The sequence below is a fragment of the Sphingomonas sp. CFBP 13720 genome (genome assembly GCF_014842075.1).
GTDB lineage: Bacteria > Pseudomonadota > Alphaproteobacteria > Sphingomonadales > Sphingomonadaceae > Sphingomonas.
In genome coordinates, this window is record NZ_JACYVA010000004.1 from 276,185 (window position 1) to 298,055 (window position 21,871).

The following is a 21,871-nucleotide window of genomic DNA, read 5'->3' on the forward strand; positions in this document are numbered from 1 at the left end:
GCAGACCGATACCTACCGGTCCGCTAGCGATGTGAAAGGGGCCACCTGAGCCGATCGGCTGGGCTCGGCTATTATGACGGGATGTGGATTCCGCACAGCTTGTTGCCGTCCGGGTCGCGGACATAGGCCAGATGGATGGTTCCCATCGCTGACTCACGCGGACCGGGTTCGTCCTCGATCGAGGTGCCGCCGTTGGCGACAGCGATATCATGGAACAGTTCGACCTGTTCGGGCGAGTTGCACGAAAAAGCCACGGTGCCGCCATTGGCCACGGTGGCCGGTTCGTCGTTGATCGGCTGGGTAACGATGAAGTTCGTCCCGCCCTCATTGCGGTAGAACAGGCGGGTGTGACCGCTGCCGGCCATGTTCAGCGTCGCCTCTTCGGCTCCTAGGGCACCTAGCACTGCATTGTAGAAGCGCTTGGATCGCTCGATGTCGTTCGATCCTACCATCGTATGAAACAGCAAATTATCTCTCCTCGATTATACATGCAGGCGAACGCACGCCCTTGAATTACGGAAGCTCGATCCGCCCGTTCATTCCGGGCCAGTCCGAGTAGCCGACCGAGCCACCGCCATACCAATAGCGCTTCGGAGCCTCGGCAAGTGGGGCGCCGGTCCGCAGCCGCTCGACGAGATCGGGGTTGGCGAGGAAGGGCCGGCCGAAACTGAACAGATCGGCATCCCCGTCCGCCAGCGTCTTCTCGGCGAGATCGAGCGTATACTGGTTATTGGCGATATAGGCGCCCGAGAAGCGCTTGCGCAGCTCCTGAAAGTCGACGCCGTCCGGCACGTCGCGCGTCTGCTGGGTCACGCCTTCGATATCGTGAATGTATAACAGGCCGATCTCGGACAAGGCATCGACGAACGTGTCGAACGTGCGCCCGACCTGGCTGTCGAGCGGGGTCTTTCCGGGCTCGGTCGTTGCCGGCGAAATGCGAATGCCGACGCGATTTGCTCCCCAGACCTCGACCACGGCACGCACCACGTCGAGCGGAAAGTGGAGACGGTTCTCGATCGAGCCGCCATAGGCATCGGTGCGCTGGTTGGTGCTGTCGCGGATGAACTGTTCGAGCAGGTAATTGTTCGCGGCATGCACTTCGACGCCATCGAACCCGGCTGCCTTGGCCTGTTCGGCGGCATGGCGGTAGTCCTCGACGATGGCGGGGACTTCGTCCGTTTCCAGCGCGCGCGGAACGACGAAATCCTTCATCCCGTCATTGGTGAACGCCTGCCCCTCCGCCGCGATCGCGGACGGCGCCACGGGAAGGGCGCCGCCATGAAGATCGGGATGCGAGATCCGGCCAGTATGCCAGAGCTGAAGGAAGATCCTGCCGCCACGCCGATGGACGGCTTCGACGATGGGCTTCCATGCCGCCACCTGCGCGTCCGACCAGATGCCGGGCGTCATCGCGTAACCGCGCGCCTGGGACGAGATGTTCGTCGCTTCGGTGATGATAAGGCCGGCATCGGCGCGTTGTGCGTAATAGTCCGCGGCGAACGCCGGGGGGATACCTTCCTCGTTCGAGCGGCTGCGCGTGAGCGGTGCCATGACGATACGGTTCCGCAGTTGCAGATCACCGATCGTGACGGGTTGCAGGACGGGGCTGACAGGCAGATCGGCCATGATATGATCTTCCGTAGGAGTAATAAGGGGCGAGGGCAGGCGGCTGTAACGCTCGGGCTGCCGTTTCACCCCCGACCGGCTTGAAACGAGCCAGGTAGCACGTTGGGTGCTACGGCCGGTTGTCCAGTTCTGGCACGCCGCTGCTCCGATCCCCATAGGCGGCGAGGAATGTCGGGCGGCGCTGCCACCGCTGCCAGAACGCATCGATATGTTCGTAGCGCTCGTCGAGCGGCATGGCGTTCACCTCGAACTTGGAGAACGCGATCGCCGTCGCCAGCGTGATGTCGGAGAAGGTTGGCTCGTCACCGCCAAGCAGCCAGTCGCGGCCATCGGCGAGGTGCCGGTCCACCAGCGAGGTATGCGCCAGCGCTTCCTTGCGGCAATGCTCGCCCCAAGCAGCGTTCGCCGTCAGTTCGAGCTTGGGACCGAGCCCCTGATGCAGGACATGGAACGTGGTGGTGATGCGGTAAAGGATGTGCACCCAGACGCGGTTGTCCCACATCGCGTCCAGGCCTTGTTCCTCCGGGGTCTCGCCCATGATCCGGCGACCTGGAAACGCCTGGTCAAGATAACGGACGACGGCCGCGGTTTCCGAGATGAAGCTACCGTCGGCAAGCTGGAGTGTCGGGGTCTCGCCCCAGGGATTCATCTTGAGATGCTTCCACTGCCGCTGCTCGCCGACCGGTGACATGTCGTAGACCTGCTCGTCAAAGCGATCGGCGATGCCCTTTTCGTGTAGAAAGATGCGCAGGCGCTGCGGGTTGGGGAAGGCAGAGGGGGAGGTGAACAGGCGAAGCTTTGGGCTTTCAGGCGATGTCTGATCGGTCATGAGGCGTCCCTACCAAGTGATTGGTAGTCACTCAGTTGGGCGGTTGCTTCCTGATGGTCAACCCCTATCTACCAATTGGTCGGTTGGCGGAGTAGGCGGGGCGATGGCAGTGTCGAATTCTAGAGAGGCAGTGCTCGCCGCGGCAAGGCGAAGCGCCATGGCGCGCGGCTATAACGGCCTGAACTTTCGCGACATCGCCGCCGAGGTCGGGATCAAGGCACCGAGCATTCATCATCATTTCGCGACGAAGGCCGATCTCGGTGCGGCGGTAGCGCGACGCTATTGGGAGGATACGGTCAAGCAGTTGGTGGTGATTTCGGATGAGGCATCAGAGCCTCTTGGTGCGCTTCGCCGCTATCCAGGAATTTTCCGCACGTCGTTGTCGAACGACAACCGCATCTGCCTGTCGAGCTTCATGGCGGCGGAATATGACGACCTTCCGGACGAGGTAAAAGTCGAGGTCCAGAGCTTCGCTGACGTCAACGTTGACTGGTTGAGCAAACTCCTCGTCGACGCAAACGTTGTCGGACCAGGCGAAAGCAGGAACAGGGCAAGGGCGATCTATGCGGCCGTCTCCGGCGCGCAGCTATTCGCAAGGGGCCGTGCGGATATCGCGCTCTTCGACACGATGATCGACAGCTACCGCGCGGCCGGGCTTCTGCCAGCCTGATGGTCCTGCTGCTGCTCGGGTCCGCTATCCCGCAGGACCGATCACATGGCGAGAAGTCTGCATTTCGATGTCGGCCATGAGGCTGAACAAGTAGCAGGCGTTGGAGATCCGTAAGATAGGGTGAGCGCGACTGGTCTAAAAACACCATTCAAGACAATAAGCGATTACCTGATCGCCATGTCGATCTGCCTTGAAACGTTACCGTCGCGTTCCAGCTCCGCCCATAGGAACAGCACGTGTCCGTCGCTCACTTCCTGCAGTCGCGCGCCGATGTTTTTCTTCTCGAGGTTTTCAGCGCTGTCTTTGCGGTCGGCGCCCTTGTATTCGATGATTAGCTTGCGACCGTCCTTCAATTCGGCGACGAAGTCGGGGTAGAAGAAGTCGGTCGCAGTCGGTAGCGCGTAGGACCACGCCGTGCGATCGACGTTTCGGACCCAGCGGTGAATGGCGGTGTGATCGTCGATTTGCACGGCGGCCATCCATTCCTCGCCACCGTGCTTTAAGTCGCCAACTTGGGAGAAGAGGTGCTTCCTTGGCCGCCAAGGTCCGGAATATGGCGTTCGCGGGTCATAGCCAGCTTTGCTGAAGCTGAAACCGTTGTCACCCAGCGCCAATACGGGCGCGATGTCTCCTAGCAGTAGCTGAACGCCGCGTGCGCCCGCCTCATGGCGGAGCTGGCCCACCCGCGCCATGATCGCGCGGCGAAGCGCGTATTTGCCGCGAACGAGTTGGGCGAGGGGGATGTGCTCGGCAACGCGCTCGACGACGCGGCGACAATATTCGAGAAAGATGGGTTGGGCGACGTCCCGCTGGCGGGTCGTGCGATCGAGCCAGCGGGAGAGGGCCGCCACATCCCAATCAGTTGCGTCGTCCAGCGCCAGCTCGGCAGCAGCGTCGATGCGGGTATAGACGACCTGATCGCCGTCTACGTCCATCTCGAACGTGTCAGGCCGGTCGGTCAATGCGAAGCCGGGCAGGCTAGTGTCGACCGCCGCCAAGTTCCAGCCGCCTACGTCGACCAGCGTCTCGGGAAAGACGATCTCGAGTTGACCATCGCGCTCGATCGCGAGGCGGGGTAGCGTCAGCACCTCGCCCTGTTCGGCCGGCGACAGCGCCGCCGCGCGCTGAACGATGAACGCTTCGATCGCCGCCATGGGCGTCGTCTCGGACGCGCTGACCGCCGCTGCGACGTCGCGCAACACGGCGTCGGGCGCGGTGGTGTCGAACGTGATCGCGATGCCGCCCGCGCCATCGTCGGCAATGCGCGTTGCCGACACCATTTCGGGGGTCCAGCCACTCTGATCAGGGCGCTCCTGCACGCACAGCACCGGCAGTTCGGGGCGGGTGAACAGCGGTTGATCCCCGCACCAGTCGAACGTCTCTGGTTGCTCGACGATCGCTTCCAGCGCGGTCCGCTCGTCGAAGCCCATTTCAGTCAGGCGGTCCTTCAATCCCTCGGCCGCTTCGAAGAAATTGCGTTCGGACACATGGGCATAGGCGCGGTTCAGTTCCTCCGACGACCGGCGCGTCGCAAAGGGCATGCGCAGCACGCGGCCGAGCAACTGCTCCACCGCACCGCCGCTGCGGATGCTGGCGAGCGAGCAGAAGACATAGGCGAAGGAGCAGTCCCAACCTTCCTTTAGCGCGTCGACGGTAATGACGTGCTCGATGATGCAGGCGGGGTCGAAAAGGTCGATGCCGTCGAGCTCGCGCTGGTTGCCAGTCGCCACCGCGATCCGGTCCGAGGGGATGCGGCAATCCTCGATTAGGTGGCGCTTCACCACGTCGACCGTCGCCTCGGCCCCCTCGCGTGCGGGCTGCGCCTGATAGAGCGCAATGGGGCGAATGCCGCCGCCGTCCCGGGCGGCGATGCCCTCCAACCAGGCACGGTTATCAACCGCATGGGCGATGGCCGCCTGCCAGCTGCCGTGCTGCGACAGATGGATCGGCAGCTTGATCATGTCCGCCGCCTTCAGCTCGGCGGCGGTGGCAGAGACGATGACGTTCGAGCGCACCGGCGTGGCGGTGAACTCGACGACGGCGGCAGGCGCCAGACGGCCGAACGTTTCGCCGGACAGCGTCGAGGTGAAGTTGTGCGCTTCGTCGACAATCACCAACGGTCTGTGCAGTTTGAGCAGGTTCGCGAAGCTGGCGATCGGCGTGCCCCGGCGGGGGCCGTTGTCGTGCCGGGCAAGGTCGGATCCCGCCGGGAGCGCGGCGAAGTGGGGCTCAAGCTCCTCGTCGTCGCGATAGACGTTGCGGTCGGCGACGTTGTTGACGCGGAATGACTGGACGGTGGCGACGATTACGGTCGCGGCATCCGCCATATCCTGCGGACGAAGATGCCGCCGCTCGTCAATGCCGTAGATGCGCACCGCACCACCGAACTGCGCCTCCAGCGCCTGGCGATAGGGGTGACCGATCTTCTTAAGCGCACCCAGCGTCTGGTCGGCAATCGCGCTCGACGTGACCAGCCACAGGACTACCGGGTAGCGGCGCGCCAGATACGTATCACGCGCGATGCCAATCGCGTGAGCAGCGAGCAGCGTCTTGCCGCCGCCGGTTGGCAGGCGAAGACAACAATGGGGCACGCCCAACAAACCTGCGAGTGGTCGATAGGCCGCGCCATATGCCCCAGGCTCGCCGACCGCGCAGGCGGCAGCATAAGCGGCCGCATGGTCGCGGATCGCCGCCTGGTCGAGAAAGGTGCGAAGTGCGTCGAGCGCCCGGCGCTGATAGTCCTTCAGTTCCATCAGCGGGCCTTCACGTCATAGGGGGTCTGCTTGAAGACGACCTGGGCTTCGGCCAGCCGCGCCGCGCCCAGCTTTGACCATTCGCCATAGACGGTCATCGGCCCGTCCCAGCCGCTTTCCACCCGCAGCCGCGCGAGCAGCGCGGCGGTCAGGACGTTGCCGCCGCTGACCGACCGGTCGCCGAGAATGCCGTTGTAGAGCAGCGCATAGGCCATGCCGTCATGCACCCCCAGCACGGGGGTATCGGCAGAACCGGTTAAGGGAGTTCCCGTCTCGCTGAACCAGACATGGGCGGCGAGCGTCGCGAAGCGGATGCCGTCGGCGATGTGTCCGTCCGCCTCGAACACCGGCGCGCCCAGCCGAAAATAGCGATAGCCGCCACCGCCGGTCCAGCCGACCGCTTCGGATATGCCACCCTGTTCGCCCGCGATCACCTTGTCGAGACGCGGCTTGCAATGTGTTTCGGCATGGTCGCCCATCTCGATCCCGATCCAGCGCCGGCCCATCTTGTGCGCCACCGCCGCCGTGGTGCCGGAGCCGAGAAAGCTGTCGAGCACGACTTCGCCGGGGTTAGAGGCTATGACGAGAATGCGCTCCATAAGCTTTTCCGGCTTCGGCGTCCCGAATACGGGGGCTTCATTCAAGAGATCGCGCACTTCCGCTTTTGCCTGCGCATTTTGCCCAGCTTCTTCATGAAACCACATCGACGCAGGGACAACTCCTTGTTTGACTTCCGACAGATAGCGCTTGATCCGCGGTATGGACGAACCATCACGCCCCCACCACACTCTTCCTTCGGAGTTGAGTCTGTCGAAATTCTCTTTTGATACACGCCAGTAAGTCCCGGCAGGTGGGCTAAAAACCTTACCAGAGGGAGAGAGGATTTCATAAGTTCCGGCACCGTAGAAGTTGCGAGCTTGAACGGCATTGGTCGTCCACGGGCCGCGTATGTCTGAGTCGGGATTTGTGTAGCTGGCATTGAGTTCCTCTGATCGAGGTAGTAGGTTGATTTGCCAGTTGGTTGCATTCTTGGCATAGACCATAATGTGGTCATGCATTTCAGAAAGATGCCGTGCGGAATTTTTTACAGTCTAGATTTTCTGCCAGACGACGTTTGACACAAAATTCCGCCGCCCAAATACCTCATCCATCACAACCTTAAGGTAATGCCCCTCATTGTCGTCGATTGACACCCAGAGGCTGCCGTCTTCCGCCAGCAGTTCGCGTAACAGCACTAGGCGCGGATAGATCATCGCCAGCCACTGGCTGTGTTCCAGATTGTCGTCGTAATGCTCGAACGCCGACCGCGTATTATAGGGCGGGTCGATGTAGATGCACTTCACCGCCGCCTTGTAATAGGGCAGCAGCGCCTTCAGCGCGTCGAGATTGTCGCCTTGGATGAGCATGTTGGCGGTGTCGGCATTGCCGCCGTTCAGCGCGGGCACCGCTTCCAGCAACCGATAGGGCACCGCCGCCGCCGCGCGCACATCCTCCCCGCGCGTCATCCAATCCAGTATCGGCACCTTGACCCCTACGCTTCAACGACTTGGGGCCGCTAGTAGCCTGTGGCGACGCGTGAGAGCAATGCGCGTGCTTCAGAGGTGACGATCCTACAAGGTTTCAAGACTCTGATCCGAAGGAAGAGGTCTGCTCATGGCTTTTCGATCGTTGTCACCATGCATTTAGCTGGCAGGCGCTAGGAAGTAGACCGGAACGATCGGCAACCGGCGACGTGCCTGATCGGCGAGCTCGGAGTAATTCTCGACCCAAAGATCGAAGAATCGACGGGCATCGATCAGCGTCACTCTCCGCGTTTCCTGATTGCGGGCATAATCCTGCGCGTCTTTGGTGAAACCCGCCAAGCAGATATAAATGCCGACATCGCCGGGTGAAAGGGTCGCGAGGAACGACTTCAAGCCATCGCTATCGACCTTGGATTGCCAGCGTTTAACCTGTGCCTTGATCCTCGGTCCGACAGTGGCGAGAGGGTCGGCAAAGGCAATGACGTCGACGCCATTGTCCTTGCCCGGCGGTGAAACCCAGGACACGTGGTAGCCCATGCCCCTCAACAGATCGGCGACCATCTCCTGAAACTCGAAGGGGTCGCTCGAGTGCAGAAATTGCGAGATTTCGGTCCAGGCATGGTCTAGCGCCGCTTCTACAGTGACGCTGAGCTTCTCCGCAGCCTCTTCGATGGCTTCAGCCTCGGCTGCTTCACCGGGCAGCACCTCGGATGCATCGCGCTGAGCCTTCCACGCGCCATAGAGGCGGCACGCTTCCTTGTAGAACGCTTCAGGGTCGACATAAGTCTTGTAGGCCTTTTGACCTATATCCGTGACGCTCCAGACGCCGTTGCTCTTGTGCAGCCAACCCGCCTTCACGCAGTCGACGGTCGCGAAGCGCAGAATCTTTTCGAACCGTTCACCGCCTGAAGGGTATTGCCCCTTCTCGAAAGCGGTGAGCGGTATCGAGGTGCGAACGGCCTTCATCGCTGCTCCGGCGGCCATGCCTTCGGGCTCAGCGATCAGTGCCTCGAACAGCTTCGGAGAAACTCGCCCGTTCGTCGTCGCGTGATGTTTGCCATGGTTTCGCTTTGTATCCTTAGGCGTCATTTTGCTGACGGCTACGTGTCATCGTTCAAATATTTGACTTAGAGCGCGGTTCTCGTCGGCCCGTTCCATGCTTTAGTCGCGCAATTGGCCTAATGTTGATTAGCTGGCTGGGTTGGATATGCGCGGTCATGGGCGTCAATAGCTGTAGTGCGTCGAGCTTGATAGAAAGCTCTGCCTCCTCGTCATAGGTGCGCGCGGTTTCCGTTTCGCCTTCATGGCCAAACAGATCGCAGCGGACTTCGCTGGCGACACGTCCCTTCAAAAGGGTGGTGGCTAAGCCGCGAAAACTGTGCACGTCCTTGTCTTTAAATGCACCGCCAACGCGGTGGCGCCACGACGTGCCATCGGGAAAGGCCCACTGCCGCAGCGGCTTGAAAATTGACTTGTAGAACGTTCCGGCAAAAGTGGTCGATCCCGATGACTTCATTTCCGGGAACAGCAGCGTGCAACCCGCTGCTCGCAATTCCGTCACGTAATCAATGAACCCGAGGCGGATCAGTTCGGGATGAATCGGCAACCTCCGGATCGACTGAATGTTCTTGAGCGCGCGATCTTCGGTATAGTCGATCAGGAAGTAGGGGATCGGTTCCAGTTCGTGCACCTCCGCCAGCCCCAATCCGGCGAGTTCCGAACTGCGACCGCCATACAAGGGCAGCATGAGCGGCATCCAGTACCAGGCGTCGTGAATGATCTCGGTGCCCGGTTTCAGGCGGCGGTCGATCCCTGCCGCGCCTGTCCAGACCGGTGCGGACAAAAGCTCGGCGACCTCCTGTATCGTCCAATTGGCTCGCTTGTCGCGATCTCGTTTTTTTGCCTTGCGCGATGTCTTGCCTATGCCGGCTCGTGCCACCGTGAAAGAAAGCGGCTTCGCCGGCCGATGGGCTTCCGGATCGTCATCCTCGCCTGCCGCATGGGCGAGAACGGCCGTGACCCATGTCAGGTGCTTGTTGATGGTCGCTTGGCTGATGCCGATATCGGTCGGTGGCATGGTTGCCGCCCGCATCAAGCTGGCAGCGATGCCGCCGGCTTGCTCTTCGCGGGTGCGGCCCCAGCGATTCGGCAACGACCGACACAGGGTCGTGAAAGAGCGGAGGTGCGACTGCTCCAAGTCTTCGATGTAGATGCCGCTGCCGCAGGCATGATCGAACAGCCGCAATGCTGTGCGCACCTGCTTCATCGAGTCCGCGTCCCAGGCGCCGGCTTTCTGATAGGCCGTGACGCATTCCTCGGCCGCGTCGAGCAGGCGCTTCTTCGGGCGCTTCAGAGCCGGTGATGGGGGCGCCTCATTAATGTCGACAGCTTCCCGTGCCGTCGGCGCGGATTGCTCTGGGTTCAATGCAGTCGACGAAACGGGTCGTCGCTCGGCTTGTTCGAAGGCGAATGGCGTATCATCGACCAATGCCTCGTCGATCCATTGCGCCATGTCGTCGTCGCCAACGGGGAGGCGGGCAGTTGCCTCGCGGCATGCCGACGCACGAGCCGAGCAGATCGTCCGCGCCATCCGCGCGAGGTTGTCCCGCGTGGAGGCGATGCCGAATGCCTCACTGTAGCTGTCGAGCTGCGCCTTCGAAACCGGATTACCGTTCTGGAGATCGAACACGAGATCCGCCACTGCCTTCGCGCGCTCCTCGCTCCAGCCGGCATCGATCAATCGGTCATGCTCGTCTGGTGTCCAGCGTGCTTCGACGCCCTTGTGCCCAGGGAACGCCCAGGCTTCAGCATAGATGGAATTGATCGTGGCGTGATCTTCCGACCGGGCGGGGCTGCCGACCTGATCCTGCTCGATACGCTGCAACTGCCAGCGCAGGGCATCGCTGAACACCCGCTTCAGCTGATCGGGGGTCAGCCCCGTCGATTGACCATAGGCCACACGCAAACTCTCGACCGTCGCACCAAGTCTGTCTGCCATACACCGGGCGCGTTGATAATTCCCTGTGCCGAGCGACAGGGATAGCGGCACCGCCGCGCCGGCCACGGTGATCTTCCTGCGCCAGTGATAGCTGCCACCGCGCAGCTTGAGGTTCGGTAAGCCCAATCCATCGCCCCCAATGGGTACAACGATGGGTACAGTCGTGGGTACAACCATTCCCGATCGCCATGTTAGCGACGAGAAATCAATTACTTAGCGGATGATGGTCGGGGAGACAGGATTCGAACCTGCGACATCCTGCTCCCAAAGCAGGCGCGCTACCAGACTGCGCCACTCCCCGACGATGTTCGTGCCCTAGGCGCAATGGCGACGCGGCACAAGCGCTGGTGGGCCCGGCAGGACTCGAACCCGCAACCTAGCCGTTATGAGCGGCCAGCTCTAACCATTGAGCTACAGGCCCCGCCAGCCGCGAACCGATAGCGTCGGCGTCCCGCAATGCGCAAGTGTCTTGATCGTCGCCGCATTCATGCCATGTTCGCGCCTCCGGTCGGGCAGTTCGCATACGCAGCATGACGACACGAAAAAGGGCGCCCCGTTGCCGGGACGCCCTGATCGTTATTCCATGTCCGGTGCCGTTCGGCACCGGACATGGAATTACATGCCGTTGTGCTCGCCGGCGTTCTCGATCGCATCCGATGCGTCTTCGGCGTTTTCCGAAGCGTTGATCAGGTCGGCAGCAACTGCCTCGTTCGAGGTGTTCTCAGCGAGTGCTTCGAGGTTGTCGGCCTGCATTTCCAGGTTGTCCGAAGCGGCGTCGGCTGCGTTGTCGGCCGGGGTGTTCTTGCAAGCGGCAACCGACAGCAGGGCAGCGGCAGCAGCGGCGACGAGGGCGATCTTCTTCATGCGGGTAGCTCCCAGATAGTGAACCATTTCGCGTCCAACCGGCGTCACCGCCGTCGCGAAGTTGCCGCAATAGCGTACGCTGCGCTGCCGTCAACGTCCAATTGTGGCAGGAATGCGGCTTTGCGACGGGTGGTGAAGCGTTCACGGGGTGCGACGAACTGGTCCGATATCCTCTGGCGCGTTGGCGACGACGGCCAGCATCGCGGTCCATGCCGCTACGTTTTGCTGGAGTTGCACCGGATCGATCTTGTCCAGCGTATCGTCGGGAGTGTGGTGCAGATCGAAATAGCGCAGGCCCGATTGCGCCAGATCGACCGCCGCCACGCCGGTTGCCAGCGTCGGCCCGATATCGGTCCCGTCGCCCGCGAACGCCGACCCGCGCGCAATGCCGAGCGGGGCGAGGGCCGTGCCGAGTCGGTCGGCGATCGCTCCCGCCGACTCGGGCAGCGCGACGTCGAACTTCCAGATGCGGTCGGCACCGAAGTCGCTTTCGGCGGCCAACGCGTGGCGTTCGCCCTTGTGCGCCAGCGCATAGGCGGTGCCGCCGAACCCGCCGACTTCCTCCGCACCGAACCATACGACGCGGATCGTGCGTCGTGGCCGGCCGGCATCCATGATCCGCTTCGCGGCGGCGGCGGTGATGGCGACCCCGGCGGCATCGTCGAACGCGCCGGTGCCCAGATCCCAGCTGTCGAGATGTCCGCCGACCAGCACGATTCCGGCCGACGGGTCACGCCCCGGCACCTCCCCCACGACATTGCCCGATTCGCGCATGCCGATCTGGCGTGGCGTCAGCACCAGCCGCAACCGCACCGGCTTGCCGCGCTTCAACACGCGTTCGAGCTGTTCGGCATCGGGGATCGACAGCGCGCCCGCCGGGATCGGCGTGACGCCGGCCGGGAACGACGTGCCCCCGGCATGCGGGTTGCGATGATAGTCGGTCCCGATCGACCGGATGACGATCGCCGCCGCGCCCTTTTGCGCCGCGATGCCGGGACCGGCGCGACGGACCTGTCCGAACGGACCATAGCTCGATCCGTCCTGCGTCGCGGTCATCGCATGGCTGACGAACGCGATCTTGCCCCTCAAGCTACCCGCAGGCACGGCCTTCAGGTCGTCCAGCGTCGGGAAATAGACGATCTCCGCCTCGATCCCGGCAGCGGGCGTCGCGCCCGAATTGCCCAGCGCGGTCACGGCGAGGTTCTGCGGGAAGGGGGCGACGATGCTGGCGGTCTCCGCCCCGCGCACCCATACCGGCATCTGATAGGGTTCGATGCGCACGTTTTTGAAGCCAAGTGCCTTCATCTTCGCCACCGCCCATGTCCGGGCGCGCGCTTCGTCCGGCGTGCCGGCCAGCCGCGCGCCGATTTCGGTCGTCAGCCCTTCGGTGATGTCCCACGCGACCTGATCGGTCAGCGCGGCGTCGCGCAGACGGGCAACCTCCGCGGGGGAGGATTGCGCCAGCGCTGGCAGGGGAAGGGCGAGGGCAGCGAGAAGCAAGGCGCGCATCGGGTTCTCCGGTTGGGTGTACGCCACGTGCCCCAGCCGGATTCTTCCTGCAACGCAAAGATGCATGCGGCCATGACGCAGCGGCGTCCGCGTTGCCAATCCGCCGGGTGATCGCTACATCGCGGCGGACTTTCTTCCAGACGATCGAACGGAGCCTTCGGCAATGGCCGTGCAGTACAGCTATGTGATGAAGGGTTTGTCCAAGACCTTTCCCGGCGCGAACAAGCCGGTGCTCAACAACATCCACCTGCAGTTCCTGCCCGACGCGAAGATCGCGATCATCGGGCCGAACGGCGCGGGTAAATCCACGCTGATGAAGATCATGGCCGGCATGGATACCGAGTTCGTCGGAGAGGCGTGGGCGGCCGAGGGGGTCAAGGTCGGCTATCTGGCGCAGGAGCCGAAGCTCGATCCGACCAAGAACGTGATCGACAACGTCAAGGACGGGGTGCGCCCGGTCGCCGATCTGGTCGATCGCTTCAACGCCATTTCGGCGGAGATGGGCGATCCGCAGGACGACACCGATTTCGACAAGCTGCTCGAAGAGATGGGCGAGCTTCAGGCGAAGATCGATGCGGTCGACGGCTGGAGCCTCGACAACCAGCTTGAAATCGCGATGGAAGCGCTGCGCTGCCCGCCGGGCGATGCGTCGGTCGAAAACCTGTCGGGTGGTGAGAAGCGTCGCGTGGCGCTGTGCAAGCTGCTGCTCGAAAAGCCGCAGATCCTGCTGCTCGACGAACCGACCAACCATCTCGACGCCGAAAGTGTCGGCTGGCTCGAAAACTATCTCAAGGAATATACCGGTAACGTCATTCTCGTGACGCACGACCGCTACTTCCTCGACAACGTCGTCAACTGGGTGCTCGAACTCGATCGCGGGCGGTATTACACCTACGAATCCAACTATTCCGGCTATCTGGAAAAGAAGGCCAAGCGGCTGGAGCAGGAAGAGCGCGAGGAGCAGGGCAAGGCCAAGGCGATCCAGGACGAGCTGGCGTGGATGCGTCAGACGCCCAAGGCGCGCCAGACCAAGTCCAAGGCCCGCATCCGTGCGTTCGACGAACTGGTCAAGAACCAGGAAAACCGCGCGGTCGGCAAGGCGCAGATCCTGATCCAGATTCCCGAGCGACTGGGTGGCAAGGTGATCGAGGCCGAAGGGCTGACGAAATCCTATGGCGACAAGCTGTTGTTCGAGAATCTTGACTTCAACCTGCCGCCGGGCGGCATCGTCGGCGTGATCGGCCCCAACGGCGCTGGTAAATCGACGCTGTTCAAGCTCATCACCGGGCAGGAACAGCCCGATGGCGGCAAGATCGAGATCGGTCAGACGGTCAAGCTGGGCTATGTCGACCAGTCGCGCGACGACCTCGATCCCAACAAGAACGTGTGGGAAGAAGTGTCGGACGGGCTGGATATCTTCCGCTTCGGCAAGCAGGAACTGGGCACGCGGGCGTATGTCGGCGCGTTCAATTTCAAGGGGCAGGACCAGCAGAAGAAGGTCGGTCAATTGTCGGGCGGTGAACGCAACCGCGTCCACATCGCCAAGATGCTGAAGGAGGGCGGCAACGTCCTGCTGCTCGACGAACCGACCAACGATCTGGACGTCGAGACGCTGCGCGCACTGGAGGAGGCGCTGGAATCCTTCGCTGGTTGCGCGGTGGTCATCAGCCATGACCGCTTCTTCCTCGATCGCCTCTGCACGCACATCCTCGCGTTCGAGGGCGACAGCCACGTCGAGTGGTTCGAAGGCAATTTCGAAGCCTATGAGGAAGACAAGCGTCGCCGTATGGGCGCCGCCGCCGACCGCCCGACACGGCTGGCGTACAAGAAGCTTACCCGCTGATGCGGCCCCGCCCGGTCCGTGCCGCATGATCGATGCGGACGGACCGGGCGCGATCGCCGACGTCGAACGGGTGCGGGGTCTGCTGGTCGACGCCGCCCGCGATGCGCGGGCGATGACCTATTCCGAACTGCTGCTGGCGCTCGGCCACCGCTTTACCCGGCCGAAGATGCGCGCGCTGTGCCGGACGCTGGACGCGATCGATGCGGCGGGGGAAGCGCGGGGCGAGCCGGGCCTTGCGGTACTGGTCGTGCGTCAATCCGACAGTCTGCCGGGGCAGGGCTGGTGGATCGATACCGGCGTGCGGGACGCCTATGCCGGCGCGTGGACCGGCAGCGAGGCCGCCACGTTCGTCCGGCAACGGCAGGCCGCCGCATTCCGATACTGGCAGGATCGTCGGGGCGACGACCGGACAGCCGATCCGCCGCCCGGAACTTCGCCCTCCGTCAGATCCGCTTGACGAAAATCCCGGTGTCGCGGCGCTCGACGTCGAATTCCTTCACCTGTTCGATCAGGTCGGACAACCGCTTGAACCCATAGTTGCGCGTGTCGAAGCTCGACCGGTTCGCGGCGCGCTGTCCGACCTCGCCGAGGCTGGCGAAACCGCGCTTGTCGACCCGCGATGCGTCATACGCATCCGACAGCAGTTTCACGAACGCCGCATCGACCTTCTGCTTAGTGCGTGCCGGGGCGGGGGTGGGCTTGACCGGAACCGCCGCGACCGGAGCCGTCCCGCCGATGATCGGCGGCGGCAGCGGCATGTTCGCGACATCCTCGACGTCGAGCGACTGCACGTCGATGAAGCGGGTGCAGCTTTCGCGGAACCCTTCGGGCGTGCGGTCGGTGCCGAAGCCATAGACCGGAACGCCTTCCTGCCGGATGCGCTGCGCCAGCGGCATGAAGTCGCTGTCCGAGGACATGATGCCGAACCCGGTGATCCGCCCGCGCAGCAACAGGTCCATTGCGTCGATGGTCATGCGCATGTCGGTCGCGTTCTTGCCCTTGGTGATGTCGAACTGCTGGAACGGTTCGATGCCGTGGCGCATCAACAGCGCCTTCCAGCTTTTCAGCCCCGGCTTCTCCCAGTTGCCATAGGCGCGACGGACGTTGACCGTGCCGAATTCGGCGAGGACGGTCAGCACCGAATCGAGGTAGGCGGCGCCGGCATTGTCGGCATCGATGAGCAACGCGACGTTGCCGGTGGGAGCGGAATGATTGGACATGCACCCGTCTATCGCCTCGCCGAACGATAGGCGACCAAAACCGTCAGTCCATATCATTGCGACGATGATGCCTTTACGTCATGCGTGTCCGTACAGCACCGGCCGGTGCAATTGTGCGGGTCGGCACAACAGGCGGAATGACCACAGCACCGGAAACACGCCGCGTCTCAACACTTGCTGGGTGCAGCCATCGTTCGGTCGGGCATGGCGGACGGAGCATAGACGACGGCTTCGGTCATTGCCTTTCGCCAGTCGGACTCAGCCGACGGCGGACATGGTTCGGCGATCTGCTGTAACAGTGTCGGGGAGCCGACCGTTACGTTCAGGCGCAGCAATGGCTGCCCACCCTCCGGTCGGGCAACCTCCATCGATGCCTTTCCCATAGCACCGATCCGCATTCTCGGCATCGATACGGGTATCCATCGTCCGTTCTCTTCGGCGAACAACTCCATCGCGACGTCCGCTACGATACGACCGGCAACGGCCGTCCGTGTCAGTACGACGCGCATCGAATATCCGTGGACCCGATCGACCGAGATGATCGCCGGCCGGTCATACATCAGGCTAAGGTGCGGCGTACCAAGGGTACGTTCCTTGTACACGATGTCGATCTGCACCGGAACGGCAACGGTCGGCGGCGGGTCCAACTGCGATGCATGCGACGACGCGCTGACAAGGACGGTAACGGCAAGTATCGCGAAATATCGTCTCATAAGTATGAAGATATTCACTGCCTGATCCCCCATGTCGAACATGACGGGATCAAGGATATATTGCTGCAACGGCAGGGCCGCCAGTTACGACAGCGTAACCAGCCTATCGTATGATCGAACGTCCGCCCCGCACCTTCACGCCGGAGCCTGCCGTTGCTCCCCCGCCATCCGCAACATGGTACGCGCCAGTTCTTCCTCGCCCAGCACGACCTGGTCGACCCCGTGGCCCTTCAGATACTCGACCTCGTCCGCCGAATGCGCGCGCGACAGGATGTAGAGCGTCGGGTTCATTGCGCGCGCGTGGCGGACGATCGCGCCCGCTTCGAACCCGCCCGGGATCGCGACCAGCAGCTTGGTCGCCCGCGCCACCCCCGCCTCGCGCAGCACATCGGGGTCCAGCGCATTGCCCAGCACCACGCTCCAACCATGACCGGTCGCGGCGCGCGCGGTGTCAGGCTGGTCCTCGATCACGACGAACGCGCGACCGGCATCGCGGCACCCCTCCGCGATCAGCCGACCGACCCGGCCCGCCCCGATCAGCACGACGTGATCGACCCGTGCCTCCTCGCGCGCTTCCTCACGCGCGACCGCTGCCGGTGCGCGGTCCTTGCCCCGGCCCGCGACCGCCGAGAACAGGAACGGATTGACCATGATCGACAGGATCGCGCCGGCAAGGATCAGGTCGCGCGCCGCAGCGGGCAACACGCCCAAACCCGCGCCCAGCCCGGCGAGGATGAAGGAAAACTCCCCGATCTGCGCCAGACTGGCGGCGATGGTCAGCGCGGTGCGGTTGGGATGACCGAACGCGCGCACGATCACCCATGCCGCCACCGATTTACCGACGACGATCGTCGCGACCGTTGCCAACAGGGGCAGGGGCTGTTCGACCACGACCATCGGATTGAACAACATGCCGACCGATACGAAGAACAGCACCGCGAACGCATCGCGCAACGGCAGGGTTTCCTGCGCGGCGCGGCGGCTCAGTTCGGTTTCGCCGAGGATCATGCCGGCGAAGAACGCGCCCAGCGCGAACGATACCCCGAACGCCAGCGCCGCACCGAACGCGACGCCCAGCGCAATGGCCAGCACCGCCAGCCGGAACAGTTCGCGCGATCCGGTATGCACGACCCAGTGGAGCGTCCACGGAATCACCCGCCGCCCGACGACCAGCATCAGCGTGACGAAGCCCGTGACCCGCAGCAGCGTCGTCAGCACCGCGCCGATCACCGCGCCCGCGCCGACGGCTGCGTCGGGATCGGATGCGGTGACGATCACCGGCAACAGCACCAGCGACAGGACCATCACCAGATCCTCGACCACCAGCCACCCGATCGCGATCCGCCCGCGTTCGGTCTGGACGAGGTTGCGTCCCTCCAGCGCGCGCAGCAGCACGACGGTACTGGCGACCGACAGCGCCAGTCCGAAGAATATCCCCGCGATCGTCGGCCAGCCGAGCAGCCAGCTCAACCCCATGCCCATCGCCGTCGCCGCCGCGATCTGCACGATCGCACCGGGCACCGCGATCCGCCACACCGACAACAGGTCTTTCAGCGAGAAGTGCAGCCCGACCCCGAACATGAGCAGGATCACGCCGATTTCGGCCAGTTCGTTGGCGATGCCCGAATGCGCGACGAATCCCGGCGTGAATGGCCCGATCAACACGCCGCCCAACAGATATCCGGCGATCGGCGACACCCGAAGACGCTGCGCCAGCGCCCCCAGCAGAAACGCCACGACCAGTGCGGCGACGATCGTCCCTACCAACGGGGTATAATGCGGCATCCGGTCTCCTTTTCGATGGGGTCGTCCAGAAAACGTTCGGAGAGCAATGGGTTGCCCGTCACGGGTAACTGATTGCGATAACTTCGTATTCCTTCGGTCCGGCGGGCAACTGCACCGTCCGCAGGTCGCCGATCGCCGCCCCGCGCAGCGCGCGCGCCATCGGCGAATTCCATCCGATCCGGCCCGCCCCGGCGTCGGTTTCGTCGTCGCCGACCAGTTCGACGGTGCGGTGACGGTCGTCTTCATCGGCGACGGTGACGATCGCGCCGAACCATGCCCGCCCGCGTTCGACCTGCGCCGCCGGATCGACGACGCGCGCCGCCTTCATCCGTTTGGCAAGGAACCCCAGCCGCCGGTCGATCTCGCGCAACCGCTTGCGACCATAGATATAGTCGCCATTCTCCGACCGGTCGCCATTGCCCGCCGCCCACGCGATGACGTCGAGCAGCTTCGGACGTTCCTCGCGCAGCAACTGGTCATATTCGGCCTTCAACACGCCATAGCCCGCCGGGGTAATGTAATTGGGACGCGGCTCGTTCATCCCGGACGATTCTTCCCCAGATACCAGCTCAGATTGTTCGGCCCGCGCGATCGTGCCTTGTCGGCATGGATCAGGTCGTACACCACGGCATTTTCCAGCACGCGCTGCACATAGCCACGCGTTTCCGACAACGGAATCTTCTCGATCCATTCGATCACGTCGACACCGGGCAGGCGCGGATCGCCATTCGCGCGGATGAACTTGTTCACATTGCCCGGCCCGGCATTGTACGCCGCAATCGCCAGCGGATAGCTGCCCCCGTAATAATCGAGCATCCGTTGGATATAGGTCGATCCGAGCTGGAGGTTGTAGGTCGGATCGTTCAGCGACGCGGGGTCGTAGGACAGGCCGATCTTGCCCGCCGTCTCGCGCGCGGTGCCGGGCATCAGCTGCATCAGCCCGCGTGCGCCGGCCCGGCTGACGGCGGTACGATCGAACTGGCTTTCCTGTCGCGCAATGGCGTGGATCAGCGTGAATTGCGGCTGATGCGGTCCCGGCACGCTGACCGACGGATATCCCGCCAGCGTATAGTCGCTATGTCCGTTCAGCAACGCGCTGCGGCCGACCATCACCGCCAGATCGGGCCGGTTGATCGTCTTGGCCAATTCGACCGCCAGCGCATGGTCCGTATCACTGCGCGCATCTTCCGCAATCTTGCGGACGAACAGCCCCTGGTCGGAATATTGCCCGGTCTGCCCCAGATAGCGTGTCGCCCGCGCGACCTCGCCGTTCATATAGGCGGCACGGACGTCCGGTGCGATCGTCGCCGTTCCGGCGACCGGTGCCCGCAGCGCGCGCCCGATCCGCTCGCTGGCCAACTGGCCATAGAACAGCTCGGACAGGTCGGCTGCCTGCGCATACCACCGATCGGCGGTCGCGCGGTCGCCGGCCGCCTCCGCGGCGCGACCCGCCCAGTAATAGCCCTTGCTGCGCACCGTCGGCGTACGCGATCCGCTGGCATAGCGCGCGAACATGCCCACCGCATCGGTCGGGCGGTTCAGGTTCTGCAGCGCCGTCGTCCCGGCCAGCCACGCGAGGCTGGTATAGTCGTCCCGCTCGCCATAGGCCCCATCGGCGATGACCGTACCGGCGGGGAAGGCGTCGTCGATCTGCGACGCGATCTGATAGGCAAGGGAATATTGCCCGTCGGCCTGCGCCGCGCGAGCATTGGTCAGCAGGACCTCCAGCCAGCGTTCGGCATTGCCGGGCGTGCCCGACAACCGGCGCGGCTGCGCCAGATACGCACGCGCCGCCGCCGACTGGCCGGCGGTGCGCAACCATGCGGCGCGATCGGCGATGTACCCCGGATCGGCACGATCGACGCCCGGCTGTTCGCCGCGCACCGTCGCGTCGGCCCCTCCGCCGCGATACGACAGGCGCGCATCGAAGGTCGGCCGGCGCGCGGGCGACACGAAGCCGAACTGGCGCTGCGCCGCCGTCACCGCGCCCTGCCACAACAGCCGGTCCATCCGTACGTCGTGATCCTCGGGCCGTAGCGCGGCAGCGAAGCGCGAAAACAGCCGCGATTCGTCGGCGGTGCGCAGTGCTCCCTTGCGCCACGCGGCGCGCGCCGCCTCCTGCGCCTCGACCGGACGGCCGCTGGTCGCCAGCGCTTCGGCAAGGCGCAACTGACCGGACGAAGTGATCGGCGGGAACCGCGTGAAGTATCGCAGCGTCAGCGCCGCATCCTGTCCGCCATCGGCAAGGATCGTTTCCGCCGCCGCGCGTCGGCTGGTTTCCCCCGGAAAGCCCGGATGCGCCAGCAGGAACCGGGCATAGTCGCCGAACGGATAGCTGTCGGACTGTTGCAACCGCTTCCAGTCCGCCAGCACCGGCACGATCGGGTCATAGGCGACCGGAGTCGGCGGCGTTGGCGCACGATAGGGTGTCCCCGGCACCGGCTGGACGATCGGGGTGGCGGGAAGCGGGGCGGGCGCCGGGCGGGGGGACTGGCGCAACGCGCCCGTCGCCAAAGCGGCGCTCGCCACGCCGGCGAGCAGGAACGCGCTCTTGAACACGGTGGTCAGCATACTGGACATGATATGGAACGCCGCCCTATCTGTCGCCACCCTTTCTTACCCCTGTCGCCCACGGAGCGCGTATCTCATGTTCAGCGGATCGATTCCCGCGCTCGTCACCCCGTTCGCCGACGGCCGTTTCGACGAAGCCTCGTTCCGCGCGCTGGTGGACTGGCAGATCGAAAGCGGATCGTCGGCGCTGGTCCCGTGCGGCACGACCGGCGAAGCGGCGACGATGACGATCGAGGAACACGACCATGTCGTGCGCGTCTGCGTCGATCAGGCGGGCGGGCGCGTACCGGTGATTGCCGGGTGCGGGTCGAACGACACCGCAGTGGCGCTGCATCATATCCATGCGGCGAAGGCTGCGGGCGCGACGGCGGCACTGCTGGTCCCGCCCTATTACAACCGCCCGAATCAGGAAGGCGTGTTCCGGCATTTCGAGGTGCTGGCGCGCGACGGCGGGCTGCCGATCATACTGTACAACGTCCCCGCACGCACCGTGACCGACATCGCGGTCGAAACCGTCGAACGGATCGTCGCAGCGTTTCCGGGCGTCGTCGTCGGGATCAAGGACGCGACCGGACAGATGACCCGCGTCGCCGAACACCGCGCGCGGTGCGGCACCGGCTTTGCGCAACTGTCGGGCAACGACGACATGACGCTGGCATTCATGGCGATGGGCGGAGTCGGTGCGATTTCGGTCACGGCCAACGTCGCGCCCGCGATGTGCGCCGAATTTCAGGACGCGTGCGCTGCTGGCGATCATGCGCGCGCGCTGCTGTTGCAGGATCAGCTCTATCCGTTGCACGCCGCGCTGTTCAGCGACGCATCGCCCGGTCCGGTCAAATACGCGCTGGGGCGGGTGCGCCCGGGCTTTCCGACCACGCTGCGCCTGCCGATGACGCCGCCGTCCGCCGCATCGTGCGCGGTGGTCGACGCAGCACTCGCACATGCGGGGCTGATCGGGTAAACCCCC

At 63.9% G+C, this 21,871-nt stretch carries 17 protein-coding genes, 2 tRNA genes and 1 pseudogene; 4 read left to right on the forward strand and 16 right to left on the reverse strand.

Translation table 11 applies throughout. From position 1 onward, the window contains the following. Positions 1-71: 71 nt before the first annotated feature. Genes IFT55_RS11000 through IFT55_RS11010 form a run of 3 tightly spaced genes read right to left on the reverse strand, consistent with a single transcriptional unit; the run spans position 72 to position 2,455 of the window. Positions 72-467 carry a VOC family protein gene (locus tag IFT55_RS11000; protein WP_192091945.1) on the reverse strand — a complete coding sequence of 132 codons (396 nt, stop codon included), beginning with the start codon at positions 465-467 and terminating at the stop codon, positions 72-74. Positions 468-513: 46 nt separating this feature from the next. Beyond that, the gene (locus tag IFT55_RS11005) at positions 514-1,830 is read right to left on the reverse strand and encodes an alkene reductase (RefSeq protein WP_249403762.1); all 1,317 of its coding nucleotides are present in this window, start codon (positions 1,828-1,830) and stop codon (positions 514-516) included. Then, positions 1,736-2,455, reverse strand: coding sequence for a glutathione S-transferase family protein (locus IFT55_RS11010; protein WP_192091947.1), 720 nt, complete (start codon positions 2,453-2,455; stop codon positions 1,736-1,738). The genes IFT55_RS11005 and IFT55_RS11010 overlap by 95 nt, the downstream gene beginning before the upstream one ends. A gap of 103 nt (positions 2,456-2,558) precedes the next feature. Between IFT55_RS11010 and IFT55_RS11015 the strand changes: the two genes are divergently transcribed. Beyond that, entirely contained in the window at positions 2,559-3,125 is a 567-nt protein-coding gene (locus IFT55_RS11015; protein ID WP_192091949.1) for a TetR/AcrR family transcriptional regulator, read from the forward strand. 164 nt (positions 3,126-3,289) lie between these two features. Here the strand turns inward: IFT55_RS11015 and IFT55_RS11020 are convergent, their stop codons facing one another. The 8 genes and pseudogenes from IFT55_RS11020 to IFT55_RS11055 form a co-directional block, all read right to left on the reverse strand. Beyond that, positions 3,290-5,878 carry a DEAD/DEAH box helicase gene (locus tag IFT55_RS11020; protein ID WP_192091950.1) on the reverse strand — a complete coding sequence of 863 codons (2,589 nt, stop codon included), beginning with the start codon at positions 5,876-5,878 and terminating at the stop codon, positions 3,290-3,292. Next, a pseudogene (locus IFT55_RS11025) lies at positions 5,878-7,383 on the reverse strand (site-specific DNA-methyltransferase). The gene IFT55_RS11020 and the pseudogene IFT55_RS11025 overlap by 1 nt, the downstream one beginning before the upstream one ends. A 177-nt stretch (positions 7,384-7,560) precedes the next feature. Continuing rightward, entirely contained in the window at positions 7,561-8,490 is a 930-nt protein-coding gene (locus IFT55_RS11030) for a restriction endonuclease (RefSeq protein WP_197976419.1), read from the reverse strand. A gap of 25 nt (positions 8,491-8,515) precedes the next feature. Continuing rightward, positions 8,516-10,576 carry a hypothetical protein gene (locus IFT55_RS11035; protein ID WP_192091952.1) on the reverse strand — a complete coding sequence of 687 codons (2,061 nt, stop codon included), beginning with the start codon at positions 10,574-10,576 and terminating at the stop codon, positions 8,516-8,518. 47 nt (positions 10,577-10,623) lie between these two features. Further along, positions 10,624-10,700: transfer RNA gene (locus IFT55_RS11040), tRNA-Pro, on the reverse strand. Between the two features lie 44 nt (positions 10,701-10,744). Then, a tRNA-Ile gene (locus IFT55_RS11045) sits at positions 10,745-10,820 on the reverse strand. Between the two features lie 194 nt (positions 10,821-11,014). Beyond that, on the reverse strand, positions 11,015-11,263 hold the full coding sequence (locus IFT55_RS11050) for a hypothetical protein (protein WP_192091954.1): 249 nt from the start codon (positions 11,261-11,263) through the stop codon (positions 11,015-11,017). A gap of 141 nt (positions 11,264-11,404) precedes the next feature. After that, entirely contained in the window at positions 11,405-12,772 is a 1,368-nt protein-coding gene (locus IFT55_RS11055) for a M20/M25/M40 family metallo-hydrolase (RefSeq protein ID WP_192091956.1), read from the reverse strand. Positions 12,773-12,935: 163 nt separating this feature from the next. Here IFT55_RS11055 and ettA point away from each other — a divergent pair, with 163 nt between their 5' ends. Next, the gene (ettA, locus tag IFT55_RS11060; protein ID WP_192091958.1) at positions 12,936-14,615 is read left to right on the forward strand and encodes an energy-dependent translational throttle protein EttA; all 1,680 of its coding nucleotides are present in this window, start codon (positions 12,936-12,938) and stop codon (positions 14,613-14,615) included. A gap of 25 nt (positions 14,616-14,640) precedes the next feature. After that, positions 14,641-15,072: a ribose-phosphate pyrophosphokinase gene (locus tag IFT55_RS11065; RefSeq protein WP_249403764.1), complete on the forward strand. Its 432-nt coding sequence runs from the start codon at positions 14,641-14,643 to the stop codon at positions 15,070-15,072. Here the strand turns inward: IFT55_RS11065 and IFT55_RS11070 are convergent. The 5 genes from IFT55_RS11070 to IFT55_RS11090 form a co-directional block, all read right to left on the reverse strand. After that, positions 15,059-15,835 (reverse strand): NYN domain-containing protein, encoded by a 777-nt coding sequence (locus IFT55_RS11070; RefSeq protein WP_192091959.1) that lies wholly within the window; start codon positions 15,833-15,835, stop codon positions 15,059-15,061. The genes IFT55_RS11065 and IFT55_RS11070 overlap by 14 nt on opposite strands. Before the next feature lie 167 nt (positions 15,836-16,002). Then, on the reverse strand, positions 16,003-16,548 hold the full coding sequence (locus IFT55_RS11075; protein ID WP_192091961.1) for a hypothetical protein: 546 nt from the start codon (positions 16,546-16,548) through the stop codon (positions 16,003-16,005). A gap of 135 nt (positions 16,549-16,683) precedes the next feature. After that, positions 16,684-18,333: a YbaL family putative K(+) efflux transporter gene (gene ybaL / locus IFT55_RS11080; protein ID WP_192091963.1), complete on the reverse strand. Its 1,650-nt coding sequence runs from the start codon at positions 18,331-18,333 to the stop codon at positions 16,684-16,686. 58 nt (positions 18,334-18,391) lie between these two features. Further along, positions 18,392-18,874: a transcription elongation factor GreB gene (greB, locus tag IFT55_RS11085; RefSeq protein ID WP_192091964.1), complete on the reverse strand. Its 483-nt coding sequence runs from the start codon at positions 18,872-18,874 to the stop codon at positions 18,392-18,394. After that, positions 18,871-20,904: a lytic transglycosylase domain-containing protein gene (locus tag IFT55_RS11090; RefSeq protein WP_192092114.1), complete on the reverse strand. Its 2,034-nt coding sequence runs from the start codon at positions 20,902-20,904 to the stop codon at positions 18,871-18,873. The genes greB and IFT55_RS11090 overlap by 4 nt, the downstream gene beginning before the upstream one ends. A 76-nt stretch (positions 20,905-20,980) precedes the next feature. On the opposite strand from IFT55_RS11090, the gene dapA reads away from it, so the two are divergent. Continuing rightward, positions 20,981-21,865, forward strand: coding sequence for a 4-hydroxy-tetrahydrodipicolinate synthase (dapA, locus tag IFT55_RS11095; RefSeq protein WP_192091965.1), 885 nt, complete (start codon positions 20,981-20,983; stop codon positions 21,863-21,865). Positions 21,866-21,871: the final 6 nt, after the last annotated feature.

Excerpts from the sequence above, each read along its gene's own strand:
- IFT55_RS11010 (WP_192091947.1), bottom strand. The coding sequence starts at position 2,455 with ATGACCGATCAGACATCGCCTGAAAGCCCAAAGCTTCGCCTGTTCACC.
- IFT55_RS11035 (WP_192091952.1), bottom strand. The coding sequence starts at position 10,576 with ATGGTTGTACCCACGACTGTACCCATCGTTGTACCCATTGGGGGCGAT.
- IFT55_RS11030 (WP_197976419.1), bottom strand. The coding sequence starts at position 8,490 with ATGACGCCTAAGGATACAAAGCGAAACCATGGCAAACATCACGCGACG.
- IFT55_RS11090 (WP_192092114.1), bottom strand. The coding sequence starts at position 20,904 with ATGCTGACCACCGTGTTCAAGAGCGCGTTCCTGCTCGCCGGCGTGGCG.
- ettA (WP_192091958.1), top strand. The coding sequence starts at position 12,936 with ATGGCCGTGCAGTACAGCTATGTGATGAAGGGTTTGTCCAAGACCTTT.
- IFT55_RS11070 (WP_192091959.1), bottom strand. The coding sequence starts at position 15,835 with ATGTCCAATCATTCCGCTCCCACCGGCAACGTCGCGTTGCTCATCGAT.
- ybaL (WP_192091963.1), bottom strand. The coding sequence starts at position 18,333 with ATGCCGCATTATACCCCGTTGGTAGGGACGATCGTCGCCGCACTGGTC.
- greB (WP_192091964.1), bottom strand. The coding sequence starts at position 18,874 with ATGAACGAGCCGCGTCCCAATTACATTACCCCGGCGGGCTATGGCGTG.
- IFT55_RS11065 (WP_249403764.1), top strand. The coding sequence starts at position 14,641 with ATGATCGATGCGGACGGACCGGGCGCGATCGCCGACGTCGAACGGGTG.
- IFT55_RS11075 (WP_192091961.1), bottom strand. The coding sequence starts at position 16,548 with ATGAGACGATATTTCGCGATACTTGCCGTTACCGTCCTTGTCAGCGCG.
- IFT55_RS11015 (WP_192091949.1), top strand. The coding sequence starts at position 2,559 with ATGGCAGTGTCGAATTCTAGAGAGGCAGTGCTCGCCGCGGCAAGGCGA.
- IFT55_RS11055 (WP_192091956.1), bottom strand. The coding sequence starts at position 12,772 with ATGCGCGCCTTGCTTCTCGCTGCCCTCGCCCTTCCCCTGCCAGCGCTG.
- IFT55_RS11005 (WP_249403762.1), bottom strand. The coding sequence starts at position 1,830 with ATGCGTTCTGGCAGCGGTGGCAGCGCCGCCCGACATTCCTCGCCGCCT.
- dapA (WP_192091965.1), top strand. The coding sequence starts at position 20,981 with ATGTTCAGCGGATCGATTCCCGCGCTCGTCACCCCGTTCGCCGACGGC.
- IFT55_RS11020 (WP_192091950.1), bottom strand. The coding sequence starts at position 5,878 with ATGGAACTGAAGGACTATCAGCGCCGGGCGCTCGACGCACTTCGCACC.
- IFT55_RS11050 (WP_192091954.1), bottom strand. The coding sequence starts at position 11,263 with ATGAAGAAGATCGCCCTCGTCGCCGCTGCTGCCGCTGCCCTGCTGTCG.